15 protein-coding genes are annotated in these 16,096 nt (G+C 71.2%); 5 read left to right on the forward strand and 10 right to left on the reverse strand.

Annotated elements, in window-relative coordinates; translation table 11 throughout:
- Window positions 1-43 precede the first annotated feature (43 nt).
- Together recO and ABGB14_RS01950 are read left to right on the forward strand one after the other, a co-directional pair.
- A complete protein-coding gene (gene recO, locus ABGB14_RS01945) occupies window positions 44-778 on the forward strand; it encodes a DNA repair protein RecO (protein ID WP_347641753.1) in 735 nt (244 codons plus the stop codon).
- Entirely contained in the window at window positions 775-1,548 is a 774-nt protein-coding gene (locus ABGB14_RS01950) for an isoprenyl transferase (protein ID WP_347620120.1), read from the forward strand. The genes recO and ABGB14_RS01950 overlap by 4 nt, the downstream gene beginning before the upstream one ends.
- Before the next feature lie 4 nt (window positions 1,549-1,552).
- On the opposite strand, the gene ABGB14_RS01955 is transcribed toward ABGB14_RS01950, so the two are convergent.
- A complete protein-coding gene (locus ABGB14_RS01955; protein ID WP_347641754.1) occupies window positions 1,553-2,101 on the reverse strand; it encodes a CGNR zinc finger domain-containing protein in 549 nt (182 codons plus the stop codon).
- A gap of 71 nt (window positions 2,102-2,172) precedes the next feature.
- Here ABGB14_RS01955 and ABGB14_RS01960 point away from each other — a divergent pair, with 71 nt between their 5' ends.
- The gene (locus ABGB14_RS01960; RefSeq protein WP_347641755.1) at window positions 2,173-3,090 is read left to right on the forward strand and encodes a DMT family transporter; all 918 of its coding nucleotides are present in this window, start codon (window positions 2,173-2,175) and stop codon (window positions 3,088-3,090) included.
- Here the strand turns inward: ABGB14_RS01960 and ABGB14_RS01965 are convergent.
- The 9 genes from ABGB14_RS01965 to ABGB14_RS02005 form a co-directional block, all read right to left on the reverse strand.
- On the reverse strand, window positions 3,030-3,419 hold the full coding sequence (locus tag ABGB14_RS01965; protein WP_347641756.1) for a transcriptional repressor: 390 nt from the start codon (window positions 3,417-3,419) through the stop codon (window positions 3,030-3,032). The two genes, ABGB14_RS01960 and ABGB14_RS01965, sit on opposite strands and share 61 nt — an antisense overlap.
- Complete coding sequence (locus ABGB14_RS01970) at window positions 3,416-4,288, reverse strand: metal ABC transporter permease (protein WP_347643111.1); 873 nt, start codon at window positions 4,286-4,288, stop codon at window positions 3,416-3,418. Before ABGB14_RS01970 ends, ABGB14_RS01965 begins: the two co-directional genes overlap by 4 nt.
- A complete protein-coding gene (locus ABGB14_RS01975) occupies window positions 4,288-5,070 on the reverse strand; it encodes a metal ABC transporter ATP-binding protein (RefSeq protein ID WP_347641757.1) in 783 nt (260 codons plus the stop codon). The genes ABGB14_RS01970 and ABGB14_RS01975 overlap by 1 nt, the downstream gene beginning before the upstream one ends.
- Window positions 5,067-5,957 carry a metal ABC transporter substrate-binding protein gene (locus ABGB14_RS01980; RefSeq protein WP_347641758.1) on the reverse strand — a complete coding sequence of 297 codons (891 nt, stop codon included), beginning with the start codon at window positions 5,955-5,957 and terminating at the stop codon, window positions 5,067-5,069. The genes ABGB14_RS01975 and ABGB14_RS01980 overlap by 4 nt, the downstream gene beginning before the upstream one ends.
- A gap of 446 nt (window positions 5,958-6,403) precedes the next feature.
- A complete protein-coding gene (gene fdhD / locus ABGB14_RS01985) occupies window positions 6,404-7,237 on the reverse strand; it encodes a formate dehydrogenase accessory sulfurtransferase FdhD (protein ID WP_347641759.1) in 834 nt (277 codons plus the stop codon).
- Window positions 7,230-8,072 (reverse strand): 2Fe-2S iron-sulfur cluster-binding protein, encoded by an 843-nt coding sequence (locus ABGB14_RS01990; protein ID WP_347641760.1) that lies wholly within the window; start codon window positions 8,070-8,072, stop codon window positions 7,230-7,232. Before ABGB14_RS01990 ends, fdhD begins: the two co-directional genes overlap by 8 nt.
- The gene (locus tag ABGB14_RS01995) at window positions 8,069-9,874 is read right to left on the reverse strand and encodes an NAD(P)H-dependent oxidoreductase subunit E (protein ID WP_347641761.1); all 1,806 of its coding nucleotides are present in this window, start codon (window positions 9,872-9,874) and stop codon (window positions 8,069-8,071) included. Before ABGB14_RS01995 ends, ABGB14_RS01990 begins: the two co-directional genes overlap by 4 nt.
- Before the next feature lie 4 nt (window positions 9,875-9,878).
- Window positions 9,879-11,780, reverse strand: coding sequence for a molybdopterin-dependent oxidoreductase (locus tag ABGB14_RS02000; RefSeq protein WP_347641762.1), 1,902 nt, complete (start codon window positions 11,778-11,780; stop codon window positions 9,879-9,881).
- Window positions 11,781-11,817: 37 nt separating this feature from the next.
- The gene (locus tag ABGB14_RS02005; RefSeq protein ID WP_347641763.1) at window positions 11,818-12,795 is read right to left on the reverse strand and encodes a 2-dehydropantoate 2-reductase; all 978 of its coding nucleotides are present in this window, start codon (window positions 12,793-12,795) and stop codon (window positions 11,818-11,820) included.
- Window positions 12,796-13,053: 258 nt separating this feature from the next.
- On the opposite strand from ABGB14_RS02005, the gene ABGB14_RS02010 reads away from it, so the two are divergent.
- On the forward strand, window positions 13,054-14,325 hold the full coding sequence (locus ABGB14_RS02010; RefSeq protein WP_347641764.1) for a molybdopterin-binding protein: 1,272 nt from the start codon (window positions 13,054-13,056) through the stop codon (window positions 14,323-14,325).
- 89 nt (window positions 14,326-14,414) lie between these two features.
- Window positions 14,415-16,085 (forward strand): thiamine pyrophosphate-binding protein, encoded by a 1,671-nt coding sequence (locus ABGB14_RS02015; RefSeq protein WP_347641765.1) that lies wholly within the window; start codon window positions 14,415-14,417, stop codon window positions 16,083-16,085.
- Window positions 16,086-16,096: the final 11 nt, after the last annotated feature.

Below are 16,096 nucleotides of genomic sequence, written 5' to 3' on the forward strand. Positions count from 1 at the left end.
AACGTTCGCCCGTCGGTACCGAGAGTGGCCGTAAGATGTCCGAGTGAGTCTCTACCGTGACGAAGGCGTGGTCCTGCGTACACAGAAACTCGGTGAGGCCGACCGCATCGTCACCATTCTGGCCAAGCGCACCGGCAAAATCCGCGCGGTGGCCAAGGGCGTGCGCCGCACGACGTCGCGTTTCGGGGCGAGACTCGAGCCGTTCACCCATGTCGACCTGCAGCTGCACACCGGGCGCACCCTCGACGTCGTCACCCAGGCGGAGACGCTGAGGCCCTACGGAGAGGCGCTGGCCGCCGACTACCCGCGCTACACCGCGGGCACCGCGATGCTGGAGACCGCCGACCGGCTGACGCACGGGGAGAAGGAGCCGGCGCTGCGGCAGTTCCTGCTCCTGGTGGGCGGGCTGCGCACGCTCGCCGACCGGGATCACGAGGCCAGACTGGTGCTGGACGCCTATTTCCTGCGTTCCCTGGCCGTGGCCGGCTACGCCCCCGTGCTCGACGCGTGCGCCCGGTGCCGGGCCCCGGCGATCAGGGCGTTCGCCATCGTCGCCGGCGGCGTGGTGTGCGGGGCGTGCAAGCCGTCCGGGTCCGTCGTGCCCGCCGGAGAGACGATCGGGCTCATGGCCGCGCTGCTGCGCGGTGACTGGGCCCTGGCCGACGCCTCCGAGTCACGCCATCGCAGCGAGTGCAGCGGCCTTGTCGCCGCCTATCTGCAGTGGCACCTCGAACACGGCATACGCTCTCTCCGACACGTCGAAAGGGAGCCCGTGTGAACGTCCGACCACCGTCCCCCCATCCGTCAGGCGCGACACCGCCGCCGATCCCGCGGGAGCTGGTGCCCCGGCACGTCGCGATCGTCATGGACGGCAACGGCCGCTGGGCCAAGGCGCGGGGGTTGCCGCGCACCGAGGGGCACAAAGCAGGCGAATCCTCGCTGTTCGATGTCATCGAGGGAGCTCTCGAGCTGGGCATCCCCTATCTGAGCGCGTACGCGTTCTCGACGGAGAACTGGAAGCGCTCGCCCGACGAGGTGCGTTTCCTCATGGGCTTCAACCGCGACGTCATCCGGCGCCGTCGCGACGAGCTCAACGCCATGGGCGTGCGCGTGCGCTGGGCCGGCCGGCCCGGGCGGCTGTGGAAGAGCGTCATCTCCGAGCTGCAGACGGCTGAGGAGATGACCGTCGCCAACCGTACGCTGACACTGCAGTTCTGCGTCAACTACGGCGGTCAGGCCGAGATCGTCGATGCGGCGGTCCGGATGGCCGAGGACATCGCGGCCGGGCGGGTGAAGCCGTCCAAGGTCAACGAGAAGGTCTTCGCCCGCTATCTCGACGAGCCGGAGATCCCCGAGGTCGACCTGTTCGTACGGTCGTCGGGCGAGCAGCGGTTCTCCAACTTCCTGCTGTGGCAGTCGGCCTACGCCGAGATGGTGTTCCTCGACCGGCTCTGGCCCGACTTCGACCGCAGGGACCTGTGGGAGGCGTGCGAGATCTACGCCAAGCGCGACCGCCGCTACGGCGGGGCGCTGCCCAACCAGGTCTAGCGGCTCAGGCGCGGCGGCGGGCGCGATAGGCGGCGACGTGCATACGGTTGCCGCACGTGCGGCTGTCGCAGTAGACGCGCGAGCGGTTGCGGGACTCGTCGACGAACACCCGGTCGCAGTCGGGTGCCGCGCACGTGCGCAGGCGTTCGGCCTCGCCCTCGACCAGCAGGTGGGCCAGCGCCACCCCGCAGTCGGCCGCCACGTGCTCGGCCAGCGCCGCGTCGGCGGCGAAATAGTGCACGTGCAGCGGGTGCCCGTCGTGCTCCGTGAGCCTGGGCGTGATGCGCGTCTCCGACAGCAGCGCGTTCAACGTGCGGACCGCGGTCGGCTGGTCGGTGGCGGTGAAGACGCGGTGGAACGCCTCCCGCACCATCCGCACCTGGCCGAGGTCGCGGGCCGTGAGCCGGCTCACGCCGCTGATCTGGCGGGACTCCACGAACGCCTGCAGTTCGGCCAGGCCGGCCAGGCCCTCCTCGCCGCCGGTGGAGGGCGAGGTGTTGACCAGCTCGACAACGGTGGCCAGCGAATGCACCATGTCATGGCCAAACGGCATGTTGACTCCTGTACGCGCCGGGATCTAGCGTTGTCGCAGCGTATCTCTTGCTCGGGGTCCCGGGGGTTTCCGTGAGTGCACATCGGCGTATCGTCATGGTCGCGATCGCCGGAGCGCTCATCATCTCCACCTCCGGTCCCATGGTCCGCATGGCGGACGTGTCACCCGCGACCTCCGCGTTCTTCCGCTGCGCGTACGCCGTGCCGCCGATGCTCGTGCTGGCCTGGCTGGAGCGGCGCAGGCTGGGGCCGATGCCGCGCAAGGCGCTCCTGCTGGCCTATTCCGCGGGGGCTGTGTTCGCGCTCGACCTGCTGTTCTGGCACCACGCGATCGAGTACGTGGGCGCGGGGCTGGCGACCGTGCTGGGCAACCTGCAGGTGTTCATCGTGGCGTTCGCCGCCTGGGCGGTGTTCGGGGAGCGGCCGTCCCCCCGGCTGATGGTCGGGACGCCGGTGGTGTTCGGCGGCGTGGTGCTGATCTCCGGGGTGTTCGACAGCGCGGCCTACGGCAGCGACCCCATGATGGGTGTGCTCGCGGGGGTGGCCACGTCGCTGTCGTACGCGGTGTTCCTGCTGCTGATGAAGGCCGGGCCGGATCGTGGCGCGGGCCCGCTGGCGCACGCGACCGTGGTGACCGCCGCGACGATCGCGCTGCTCAGCCCGGTGTTCGGGGGCGCTGACTTCACGCCGGACTGGCCCGCGCACGGATGGCTGCTGCTGCTCGCGCTCGGGCCGCAGGTGCTCGGGTGGTCGCTGATCACGTTCTCGCTGCCGCGCCAGCCCGCCGCGCTCACGGCGCTGCTGCTGCTGATCCAGCCCATGACGACCGTGGGGATCTCCGCGCTGGCGCTGGGGGAGCGCCCGTCGGTCATGCAGCTCACGGGCTGCGCGGTGATCGTGCTCGGGGTCCTCTACGGCTCTCGCCGCGCTCAGCCCGTCCTGACCGAGGTGGAGCAGGACGAGCAGGTGCCGAAGACCTCGACCGTGTGAGTGATGTCGGTGAAGCCGTGCTCCGAGCCGACCATCTCGGCCCAGCGCTCGACCGCGGGGCCGTCGACCTCCACGGTGCGGCCGCAGCGGCGGCACACCAGGTGGTGGTGATGGGTGTCGCTCGCGCAGGCGCGGTAGACCGACTCGCCGTCGTCGGTGCGCAGCACGTCGACCTGACCGCCGTCGGCCAGCGCCTGCAGCGCGCGGTAGACCGTGGTCAGGCCGATCTTGGCGCCGTGGAGGCGCATCTCGGCATAGACGTCCTGCGCGCTGCGGAACCCCTCGCTCCTGCGGAGGGTGTCGTGGACGGCATCGCGTCTCGTCGTCATGCGACCTCCTCGACGCGCAACTTCGGTCGCTCGCTCAATGGTGACTCCTGGGTCCGGCCTCGCCGTACGAATCTACCGACACCGAGGGCCAGGACGAAGCCGGCGAGCGCAAGAAGCACGATCGCGGCTCCTGGAGGGACCTTGGCCGAGTAGGTGGAGGCGAGCAGGCCGCCCACGGAGGCGAGCACCCCGAACAGCATGGCCAGCAGCATCGTCGTGCGGAATCCCCGCGTCAGCTGCTGGCTGGTCGCCACCGGGATCACCATCAGCGCGCTGACCAGCAGCAGGCCGACCACGCGCATGGCGATGACGACGGTGAGCGCCGCCGTGACGGCGATCAGCAGGCTGAGGAAGCGCACGGGCAGGCCGCTGGCCCTGGCCATCTCCTCGTCCTGGCAGAGCACGAACAGCTCCCTGCCGAAGATCACCACGACCGCGATCACGGCGGCGGCCAGCGCGGCGATGATCCAGATGTCCTCGGGCGTGACGCTGGCGATGGCGCCGAACAGGTAGGAGTTGAGCTTGGTGGTGCTGCCGCCCGGCGCGATGCCCATGAGCATGACACCGCCCGCGATCCCGCCGTAGAACAGCAGCGCCAGCGCCACGTCGCCGCTGGTGCGGCCGCGTGCCCTGACCAGTTCGATGGCCACGGCGCCGAGCACGGACACGATCACCGCGGTCAGCACCGGAGCGGTGCCGGTCAGGAACCCCAGCGCCACGCCCGTCAGGGCCACGTGGCCGATGCCGTCGCCGAGCAGCGACAGCCGGCGCTGCACGATGAACGTGCCGACCGCGGGCGCGCAGAGCCCCACCAGCAGCGCCGCGACGAGCGCGAGCTGGAAGAGCTCCTCCTGAAGCAGCTCAATGATCATCGTGGGTCCCCCTGCCACCCCGTGAGCGGCCCCGCGCCCGGCTCGACGGCCGCGTGCGGGTGCTGGTGCTCGTGCCCCGGCCGCGCGCAGTCGCCCTCGGGCCGCGGCGGCCTGCCGTCGTGAGCGATCCGGCCCTCGCGGATCACGACGCCGCGCGTGATGATCGGCTCCAGCGGGCCGAGCTCGTGCGCGACCAGCACCACCGTCCTGCCCTCCAGCACCAGCGCGGAAAGCGTGTCGGCGAGCAGTTTCTGGGTCTCGGCGTCCACGCCCGCGGTCGGCTCGTCCATCACGTACGTGTCCGGCTCCCCGGCCAGCGCGCGGGCGATGAGCACCCGCTGTTGCTGGCCGCCGGACAACGACTGGACGGGGTCACCTTCGCGGTCGGCCAGCCTGACGGCCTCCAGCGCGCTCGCCACGGCGGCCCTGTCGGCCGCGCTCGTCCTGCGGAACCGGCTCTGCCTGGCGATCCGGCCCGAGGCCACGACCTCGCGTACGCTGGCGGGCACGCCGCCTCCGACGTGCAGCCGCTGCGGCACGTAGCCGATGCGCCACCAGTCGCGGAACCTGGCCGGTGGCGAACCGTACACCAGGGTCGTGCCGCCGGACAGCGGCGTGAGGCCGAGCAGCGCGCGGACCAGCGTGGACTTGCCCGAGCCGTTGGCGCCCAGAAGGGCGACGACCTCCCCGGGACGGACGGTCAGGTCGATCCCCCGCAGGACGGGCTTGCCCTCGAAGGAGACCCGGCCGCCGGTCATCGCGAAGGCCGTTTCGCTCATGCCGTACACCCCAGTGCTGTTTGTAGGGTTTTGAGGTTATCGCGCATGGCGGACAGGTAGTCGCCCGAGGGCTTGCTCTCCAGCGGGTCGAGCACGGCCGTCTCCGCGCCGACCTGGCTCGCGAGCACCTCGGCCACCTTCGGGCTGACCAGGGTCTCGGTGAAGATCGTGCGCACGCCTTCGGCCTTGGCGAGCTTGGCCACCTCGGAGATGCGGGTGGGCGACGGCTCGGTCTCGGGGTCGAGCGTGATGCCGACCTGCTTGAGCTTGTAGCGGTCCGCGAGGTAGCCGAACGCCGAGTGCGCGGTGACCAGCGTCCTGGTCTCGCACGTGCGCAGGCCCTCGGCGAGCTCCTGGTCGAGAGTGCCCAGCGCGGCGGCCGTCTTGGCGGCGCGGTCCTGGTACGCCTCGGCGTGCGGGGCGTCGGCGGCGGCCAGCCGCTCGCCCAGCGTCGTGGCGACGGTGGCCAGGCGGGACGGGTCGAGCCAGAGGTGCGGGTCGTAGGCGACCTCGTGGCCGTGCTCCTCGGCGTGCTCCTCCGCGCCCTCCTCGGCGTGCTCCTCGGCGTGCTCGCCGGAAGGGATCGTCTTGACGGCGGTGGCGGCGTCGAAGCTCGTGTCGGGCTCCACGGCGTCGTCCACGGCCGGTTGCACGCCCTTGACATAGACGGTGAGCGCGGCGTTCCTGATCGCCGTGACCTGCTGGATGCCCAGCTCGAGGTCGTGCGGCTCGACGCCGGGCGCGGTCAGGCTCGTCACCTGGACGTCGGATCCCCCGACCTGCTCGGCCAGCCACTGGAGCGGGTAGATGGCGGCGACCACCTCGGGCTTGCCGCCCTCCGCCGCGGTGGTGGCCGAGCCGGCGCCGCACGCGGCGGTGGTGATCAACGCGGCTCCCGCCAGCAAACGCGCAGCACAAGACCGGGAAAATCCTGAAATCATGCATCCAGTATGCGGCAGAATGAAAATGATTGTCAAAATCTGCGACCCAGCGCCCCGGAGGGAGCGGGTTCGCGAGGGAGTGCCGTCACCTGGAGGAGCGTCGGGAGCTGCGAGGGGAGCCCGCCTCAAGGAGTGAGGCCCTGAGCAGGGCGACCAGAGCGGGGGAAGGCGGCGGCGTCTGGCGACCGAGCCCGCCTCCACGGAGTGGAGGCCATGAACAGGGCCATGAACACAGGATGCCGGACGGCGGCTGGGGGCCCAGGCACGCCGCTCGGCATCCCGCGGTCGCCCCGGTGGTCGTGCGCCGGCAGAGCCGTTGCCGGCGCCCTGAGCGACGTTCGCGGCCCCGTTCCGCGAGGCGCGCGTTCGCCCGGCGCCTCGCGAAACGGGGTTCAGTCGGGGAGCAGGGCCTCCTCGGCCAGCCGGTGCTCGCCCGCGTAGACGTTCATCGAGTCGCCGCGGAGGAAACCGATGAGCGTCAGCCCCTCCTCCGCGGCCAGCTCGACCGCGAGCGAGGAGGGCGCGGACACCGCGGCGAGCGCGGGGACGCCCCCCATGACCGCCTTCTGCACCAGCTCGAACGACGCCCTGCCCGACACCATCAGCACGGTGCCGCGCAGCGGCAGCCGCCCGTTCCTGAGCGCCCAGCCGAGCAGCTTGTCGACGGCGTTGTGGCGGCCCACGTCCTCGCGCACGCACAGCGCCTCGCCGCCGGCCGTGAACAGGCCGGCCGCGTGCAGCCCTCCGGTCCTGTCGAAGACCCGCTGGGCCGCCCGCAGCCGCAGCGGCAGGGACGTGATCACCGGCTGCGTCAGCTCGACGGGGTCGTCGCCGGCGCTCCAGCGGGCCACGGTGCGCACCGCCTCCAGCGACGCCTTGCCGCAGACGCCGCAGGAGGAGGTGGTGTAGAAGTTGCGCGGCTCCGGCGCCGGGACGCCTGGTGCGAGCCGCACGTCGAGCACGTTGTACGTGTTCCCGCCGTCCACCGTCGCGCCCGCGCAGTAGCGGATCGTGGCGATGTCGTCCGGCGAGCCCACGGCCCCCTCGCTGACGAGGAAGCCGGCGGCCAGGTCGAAGTCGTCGCCGGGCGTGCGCATGGTGACCGTCAGCGGCGTGCCGTTGAGCCGGATCTCCAGCGGCTCCTCGGCGGCCAGCGAGTCGATCTTGCGCGTGCGGGCGGTGTCCTTCACCCGCAGGATGCGGCGTTTGACGGAGACCCTAGACATAGCCGTACCCGAAACGGCCCTTGACGCAGAGGTTGCCCTTGGTGACCGGGTTGTCGTGCGGCGAGGTCACCTTGACGATCTTGTTGTCCTGCACGTGCAGGGTCAGGTTGCACCCGACCCCGCAGTAGCTGCAGATCGTCGTCGTCTCCGTCTGCTTCGTCTCGTCCCAGGTGCCCTCGGCCCGCATGTCGAACTCGGTCTTGAACGACAGCGCGCCCGTGGGGCACACCTCGACGCAGTTGCCGCAGTAGACGCAGGCCGAGTCGGTGAGCGGGGCGTCGAACTCCGTGGAGATCGTCGTGTCGAAGCCCCGGCCCGCGACGCCGATGGCGAAGGTGTTCTGCCACTGGTCACCGCAGGCGTCCACGCACTTGTAGCACATGATGCACTTGCTGTAGTCGCGTACGTAGAGCTCGTTGTCGACCTTGGCGGGCTGCTCGACGGTGGCGGCGTCGTCGCCGAACCTGGCCGGGTCGGCGGCATATTCCTCCGTCCACTCGGCCGCCCTCGGGGTGGTCGACATGTCCACCGAGGAGCCGAGCAGCTCCAGCACGACCTTGCGGCTCTGCCGGGCGCGCTCGGTGTCGGTGCCGACCTTCATGCCCTTCTCGGCCTTCCTGGAGCAGGCGGGCGCCAGCGTCCGCGCGCCCTCCACCTCCACGACGCAGACCCGGCAGGCGTTCTTCGGGGTGAGCGTGTCGCCGTAGCAGAGCGTCGGGATGTCCTTGCCCGCCGCGGCGCACGCGTCGAGGATCGTCGAGCCCTCTGGCACCCGTACGGGCTCGCCGTCGATCTCGACGTCGATGAGCCGGCGGGGCGGCTGGAGCGGGATCATCTGAAAACTCCCAGGCGGTCGATTGCTGATTCGACGGCGTTCCAGGCGGTCTGTCCGAGGCCGCAGATGGAGGCGTCACGCATGGTCTGGCCGACCTCGCGCAGCAGCACGAGATCGTCGTCGTCCACCCGGCTCGACAGCCGGTGCAGAGCCTCCTCCTGGCGTACCGTACCCACCCGGCAGGGCACGCACTGGCCGCACGACTCGTCGCGGAAGAACTCCGCGATGCGCAGCAGCAGGCTCTTGAGGTCGACGCCGTCGTCGATGACGAGCACCACGCCGGAGCCGAGCGTCGCGCCGGCGGCCCTGGTGCCCTCGAAGGTGAGCGGGATGTCCAGGTCGGTGACGAACGCGCCGGCCGCGCCGCCGAGCAGCACCGCCCTGGTCGTCCCGGTGGTGCCGGACAGGTCGAGCAGCTCGCGCAGCGTGGCGCCGAACGTCAGCTCGTACACGCCGGGGCGTTCCACCGCGCCCGAGACGCAGAACAGCTTCGGCTCGGCCGCCGCGTACGCCTGCGCCCCGTTCTCCAGGATCGGCAGCACGTTGACCAGCGTCTCGACGTTGTTGACCACGGTCGGCTTGCCGAACAGCCCCTTCTCCACCGGGAACGGCGGTTTGCTGCGCGGCTCGCCCCGCTGCCCCTCGATCGAGTTGAAGATCGCGGTCTCCTCGCCGCAGATGTAGGCGCCCGCGCCCCTCCGCAGCTCGATGTCGAAGGACAGGCCCTTGCCGAGGATGTCGTCGCCGAGCAGGCCCCGCGCGCGGGCGGTCGCGATCGCGTGCTGGAGCCGCGCGACCGCCCGGGGATATTCGCCCCTGATGTAGAGGTATCCCTTGGCGCAGCCGGTGGCGTAGGCGGCGATCGTCATGGCCTCGACCAGCGCGTACGGGTCGCCCTCCATGATGACCCGGTCCTTGAACGTGCCCGGCTCGCTCTCGTCGGCGTTGCAGACCAGGTAGTGGGGGTGGTCCGGCTGGCGGGCCGTGGCGTCCCACTTGCGTCCCGTCGGGAACGCCGCGCCACCCCTGCCGACCAGGCCCGACTCCAGCACCTCGCGGATCACTCCCGCGGGGCCGAGGTCGAACGCCCGCCTGAGCGCGGTGTAGCCGCCGGCCGCCCGGTAGTCGTCCAGGCTGGCCGGGTCGACGGCGCCGATTCTCCTGAGCAGGAGCAACCCGTCCTGCCCGGCCTGCGGCACCGCCGCCCGTTCTGGGGTCTCACCGGTGACCTTGACGCTCGGCGTGCTCCCGTTGGAGCTCGGCGGCGCCTCGGCCATGGTGGTGATCGTGTCGGGGGTGGCGGGGGCGTACACCTGCGCCACAGGCGGCGTGCCCGCCTCAAGGGCGAGCGCGGCCGGGGCCCGCTCGCACATCCCCAGACAGGGGCTCTCCTGCCACGACGTGCCCGCCGGGCCGAAGTGGTCCTCGACGCGCCGGCGCACGGACTCCGCGCCCTTCGCCTGGCAGGCCAGGTCGGTGCAGACGTGCAACATCCGCGTCGACCTGGGCTTCACGGAGAACAGCGCGTAGAACGTCGCCACGCCGTACGCCTCGGCCGGCGGGATCGTCAGGCGGCGGCAGATGTACTCCAGCGCCCCCTCACTGATCCACCCGACCCGGTCGTTGACCGCGTGCAGCGCCGGCAGCAGCTGGTCGCGGGCGGCCTCGGCGCGGGCAGCGAAGCGCAGGTCGGCCGCGGTCCGCGAGCCGCCGTCCCAGGCGGAGGCGGGCGGCCCGAGCAGGGCGTCGACCGCCGCGCGCTCCTCCTCGGACGGCTCCGCACCACGAAATCTCAGATCCATCTGATCACCCAGCCTTGACGAGCTTCTCGACGCGTACGGCGGCGGCCTTGAACTCGGCCGTGCCCGAGATCGGGTCGGTGGCCTCGATGGTCAAGGAGTTGGTGTCCACCTCGTCGGGGAAGTGGAACGTCATGAACACGAGCCCCGGCCGCAGGGCGGGGTCGATGTACACCGGGGCGGTCACCGAGCCGCGCCGCGAGGTGATCCGCACCTCCTCGCCCTCGGTCAGCCCGAGCCGCTCGGCGTCCTCGGGGCAGAGCTCGATGGTCTCCCCGCGGCGCAGCGGCGAGGCGAAACCGGACGACTGCACGCCCGTGTTGTAGGAGTCGAGCCGGCGGCCCGTGGTCAGCCGCAGCGGATACTCGTCGTCCAGCAGGTCCACCGGCGGCGAGTGCCGCAACACCGCGAACGGCGCCGGCGTGCCCCGCTTCGACGGGTCGTTCTCCCAGAGCCTGCCGTGCAGGTACGGGGGCTCCAGCTCGTCCTCCGACGGGCAGGGCCACTGGATGCCCTGCAGGTCGGCCAGCCGCTGGTAGGTCATGCCCGTGTGCTGCGGGGACAGGGCGCGCAGCTCGTTCCAGACCTCCTCCGCGCCGTCGTAATGCCAGTCGTGGCCCAGCCTGCGGGCGATCTCGCACATGATCCAGATGTCGTCGCGGGCCTCGCCCGGCGGCTCCAGGGCCTTGCGCACCCGCTGGACGCGGCGCTCGCTGTTGGTGAACGTGCCGTCCGCCTCGCACCAGGCGGCGCTGGCCGGCAGCACGACGTCGGCCATCTGGGCGGTCTTGGTGAGGAAGATGTCCTGCACGACGAGGTGGTCGAGCATGGACAGGCGCTTGACGCAGGCCAGCGAGTCGGCCTCCGACTGCACGGGATTCTCACCGATCAGATAGCAGGTGGTGACCTCGCCCTCGGCCATCGCCTCGAGCATCTCGGTGAGGTTGTGCCCGTACGAAGGCTGGATCGGCCGGCCCCACGCGCTCTCGAACCTGGCCCTGATGTCCGGGTCGAGGATGTCCTGGAAGCCGGGCAGGCGGTTGGGGATGGCGCCCATGTCGCCGCCGCCCTGCACGTTGTTCTGCCCGCGCAGCGGCGACAGGCCCGACCCGTAGCGGCCGACGTGGCCGGTCAGCAGGGACAGGTTGATCAGTGCCCGTACGTTGTCGGTGGCGTTGTGGTGCTCGGTGATGCCGAGCGTCCAGCACAGCTGGGCGCGGTCGGCGCGGGCGTAGGCGTGGGCCAGCTCGCGGATGGCGGCCGCGGGCACGCCGGTGACCTGCTCGGCCGCGCTGAGCGTCCACGGCTCGACCGACTCCTTGAACTCCTCGAAGCCGATCGTGGCCCGCTCGATGAACGCCTCGTTGTGCAGGCCGGAGTGGATGATCTCGCGGGCCACCGCGTGGGCGAGCGGGATGTCCGTGCCGACGTTGAGCCCCAGCCACAGGTCGGCCCACTGGGCTGTGCCGGTGCGGCGGGGGTCGACCGCGAACATCCGCGCGCCCTTGCGGATGCCCTTGAGGACGTGCTGGAAGAAGATGGGGTGGGCGTTCCTGGCCGCCGAACCCCACATGACGATCACGTCGGTGTCCTCGACCTCCTGGTAGGAGGAGGTGCCGCCGCCACTGCCGAACACCGCCGACAAACCGGCCACGCTCGGCGCGTGGCACGTGCGGTTGCAGGAGTCCACGTTGTTGGTGCCTATTACCACGCGGGTGAATTTCTGCCCGACGTAGTTCATCTCGTTGGTGGAACGGGCGCACGACAGCATGGCGAAGCAGTTGGGGCCGTGCTTGGCGACGTTGCGGCGGAATCCCTCCGCCGCGCGCTCCAGCGCTTCCTCCCAGCTCGCCCTGCGCAGCACGCCGTTCTCGCGCACCAGTGGATGGGTCAGGCGGTCATAGCTCATGATCCCTCCATTCTGTATACAATCACGGTATTCCCAGCTAGACCGCGCGGACAAGGTTCGCGTTCAGCAGATCGCTCACAGCGTGGATCGCGCGCAGGGTCGGCACCTCCGCTCCGGTGAGGTCGGCCAGCTCGACCACCGCCGCCAGCAGCACGTCGAGCTCCAGCGGTTTACCCTTCTCCAGATCCTGGAGCGTGGACGTCTTGTGCTCGCCGGCCTTCTCGGCCCCCCGCAGCCGGCGCTCGATCGAGATGCCGGGATCGCAGCCCACCCGCTGCGCCACCTCGACCGTCTCCCGCATCATCGCCACGACCAGTTCCCTGGTGCCGTCGTGGCGGCAGATCCCGGCCATCGTCGCCCTGGCGAGCGCGCTGATCGGGTTGAAGGCGATGTTGCCCATGAGTTTGATCCAGACATCCCGGCGGAGATCACGCTCCACCGGGCACTTCAGCCCGCCCTCCACCGCTGCCTGGCTGAAGGCGGCGCACCGCTCGGTCAGCTCGCCGTTCGGCTCGCCGATGGAGAACCTGGTGCCCTCGAGGTGGCGGATCACGCCCGGAGCCTCGATCTCGGTGGCGGCGTAGACCACGCAGCCGATCGCCCGGTGCAGCGGCAGCGCGGCCGTCACCGCGCCGCCCGGGTCGACGCTCTCGATGCGGTAGCCCTCGTACGGGCCCTTGAGTCCGTGGAAATACCACCACGGGATGCCGTTCTGCGCGGCGATGACGCTCGTGGCCTCGTGCAGAAGCGGCCGGATCATGGGGCCTGCGGAGGCGTAACTGTTCGCCTTGAGGCCCAGGAAGATGTGGTCCACCGGGCCGACCTCGGTGGGGTCGTCGGTGGCATGGGGATGGGCGACGAAATCGCCCCTGGGGGTGAGCACCCGCACACCGGCGGCGCGTATCGCCTGCAGGTGCTCGCCTCTGGCGATGAGGTGCACCTCGACTCCCGCTCTGTGGAGGGCGGCCCCCACGTATGCGCCGATGGCGCCGGCGCCAAGAACAGCGACCTTCATCATCCGCTCCGTTCTCGCGTCGGACTGTCTGTACGGCCCCCGTACAGCGGTGGGCCGCCGTCGCGACCCCACCGGAGGCGCGGATCTCCGCTGCCTGCAGTAGCTCGCTGGACGCGGGGAACTGTAGGCGCGAATTCTCCGCCGCCTGCGGTGGATCGCTGGACGAGACCCACCGTGCATTCGGTATACAGTATGGAAAAAGTCGGGTCAAGGAGCGTACCTGTGACCGTTGTTCGGCATGAACCAGTGGTGGAAGCGATGTCATGGGCCGCCGCGCGGGCCCTCGCGGCACGGTCGGTGGGGCGGTTGGAGCCGGCGCGGGTCCCGCTCCAGGAGGCGCTGGGCCGCCGCCTGGCCGCCCCCGTGACGGCCCTGGTGCCGGTGCCGGGGGTCGACGTCGCGGCGATGGACGGCTACGCCGTGGCGGGCCCCGGGCCGTGGCTGGTGGTGGGCGGCGTCCTGGCCGGGGGAGCGCCGTACGGGGGAGTGCTGCGGGCGGGTGAGGCGGTGGAGATCGCCACCGGCGCACCCGCCCCGGCGGGGGCGGAGGCGGTGCTGCCCTACGAGCACGCGATCGCGGCACCGTCTCCCGGACGTCCGGACGCCCGCGCGGTCCCGGGGCCGCAGCGACGTCCGGGGACGGATCCCCTGTGGGTGGGCGGCGCGGTCGAGGCCGGGCGGCACATCCGGCGGCGGGGCGAGGACGTCGCCGAGGGCGCGGTCGTGCTCGGGGCGGGCTCCACGGTCACTCCCGCCGTGCTCGGGCTGGCCGCCTCGCTCGGCCACGACACCCTGCGGGTGCGGCCCCGGATCCGGGTGACGGTCCTGGTCACCGGCGACGAGGTGGTGCACGAAGGACTCCCCGCGCCAGGCCGGGTCCGCGACGCCATCGGGCCGTTCCTGCCCGGCCTCGTGGAGTGGGCGGGCGGCCGCGTCGTCGGCACGACCCGCCTGCCCGACGGTCCCGGCGCCCTCCGCGAGGCCCTCGCCGGGCCGCCCTTCACGACGGGGAAGGGCGGCGACGTGGCCGTCGTGTGCGGGGCGTCGTCGAAAGGGCCGGCCGACCACCTCCGGGGGGTGCTGGCCGAGCTCGGGGCGGAGCTTCTCGTCGACGGCGTGGCCGTGCGCCCGGGGCACCCGCAGATGCTGGCCCGGCTGCCGGGCGGCGGGCTCGTCGTGGGGCTGCCGGGCAACCCGTTCGCGGCCCTCGCCGCGGCGCTCACCCTGCTGGCCCCGATCGTGCGCGAGGCGGCGGGCGCATCGGCCGGCGCATCGGCCGGCACATCAATCGGCACATCAATCGGCACATCAATCGGCAGGGAGACGAGCGCGCTCGCCGGCCCGGTCAGGGTGCACCCGAGGGACACGCGGCTGGTGCCGGTCAGGAGGTCCGGCCGCGGGGCCGTGCCTGTGGGACATGACCGGCCCGGTTCGTTGTGGGGCGCCGCGCTCGCGGATGCCCTGGCCGTGGTGCCTGCGGGGTGGTCCGGTGAGCAGGTCGAGCTGATCGAGTTGCCCCCGGGGGGCTAGACAGGCCGTTCAGGAGGGAGTAACCATTGCGTTCATACGGTATGCAGTATGCGGAAGACAGCGCTCCGTCCCCCGGAAAGGGTTGAAGGATGTCGGAAACGATCTCTGGCGGTCATCTCGTAGCCAAGGCGCTCAAGGCCGAGGGCGTAGAAGTGATCTACACGCTCTGCGGCGGCCACATCATCGATATCTATGACGGCTGCGTCGATGAGGGCATCGAGGTCATAGACGTACGCCACGAACAGGTAGCCGCGCACGCCGCGGACGGATACGCGCGCATCACCGGCAAGCCCGGCTGCGCGGTGGTCACCGCCGGACCGGGCACGACCGACGCGGTCACCGGCGTGGCCAACGCCTTCCGCGCCGAGAGCCCCATGTTGCTCATCGGCGGCCAGGGGGCTCTGAGCCAGCACAAGATGGGCTCGCTCCAGGACCTGCCGCACGTGGACATGATGGCCCCCATCACCAAGTTCGCGGCCACGGTGCCGAGCACGGAACGGGTGGCCGACATCGTGTCCATGGCCTTCCGCGAGTGCTACCACGGCGCTCCCGGCCCGTCGTTCCTGGAGATCCCGCGCGACGTGCTCGACGCGAAGGTCCCGCTCGAGAAGGCGCGGATCCCGGAGACCGGGCGCTACCGGGCCTCCACCCGCCAGGCAGGCGACCCCGAGGCGATCGAGCGGCTCGCCGACCTGCTGGCGCACGCCGAGAAGCCGGCCATCCTGCTCGGGAGCCAGGTCTGGACGTGCCGGGCGACCGACGCGGCGATCGACTTCGTCAGGGCGCTCAACGTGCCCGCGTACATGAACGGCTCGGGCCGCGGCACGCTCGCGCCGGGCGACCCGCACCACTTCCAGCTCAGCCGCAGGTACGCCTTCACCGAGGCCGACCTGATCATCATCGTCGGCACCCCGTTCGACTTCAGGATGGGGTACGGCAAGCGCCTGTCGCCGACCGCGACCGTCGTCCAGATCGACCTCGACTACCGCACCGTCGGCAAGAACCGGGACATCGACCTCGGCATCGTCGGCGACGCCGGCCTCATCCTCTCCGCCGCGGCCCAGGCGGCGAGCGGCCGTATCGGGGACGCCGCCGCCAAGCGCAAGGCGTGGCTCGAGGAGCTGCGCACGGTCGAGACCCAGGCGTACGAGAAGCGCCTGCCCCGCCAGCACTCCGATGCCCAGCCCATCGACCCCTACCGCCTCGTCCACGAGATCAACGAGTTCCTCACCGAGGACACCATCTACATCGGCGACGGCGGCGACATCGTCACCTTCTCCGGCCAGGTCGTGCAGCCGAAGTCGCCCGGCCACTGGATGGACCCGGGGCCGCTCGGCACGCTCGGCGTCGGCACCGCCTTCGCGATGGCGGCCAAGCAGGCGCGGCGCGACAAGGAGGTGCTGTGCCTGTTCGGCGACGGCGCCTTCAGCCTGACCGGCTGGGACTTCGAGACGATGGTCCGCTTCGACCTGCCGTTCATCGGGGTCATCGGCAACAACTCCTCGATGAACCAGATCAGGTACGGCCAGGCCGCCAAGTACGGCGAGGACCGCGCGCGCGTCGGCAACACCCTAGGCGACATCCGCTACGGCGAGTTCGCCAAGCTCCTCGGCGGCCACGGCGAGGAGGTCCGGGACCCGGCCGACATCCGTCCCGCGCTGGAGCGGGCCAGGGAGTCGGGCAAGCCCTCACTGATCAACGTATGGGTCGATCCGGAGGTCTACGCCCCCGGAACGATGAACCAGACCATGTACAAGTAGGGGAAAAGCGA

This window comes from Nonomuraea sp. B10E15 (assembly GCF_039871615.1).
Taxonomy (GTDB): domain Bacteria; phylum Actinomycetota; class Actinomycetes; order Streptosporangiales; family Streptosporangiaceae; genus Nonomuraea.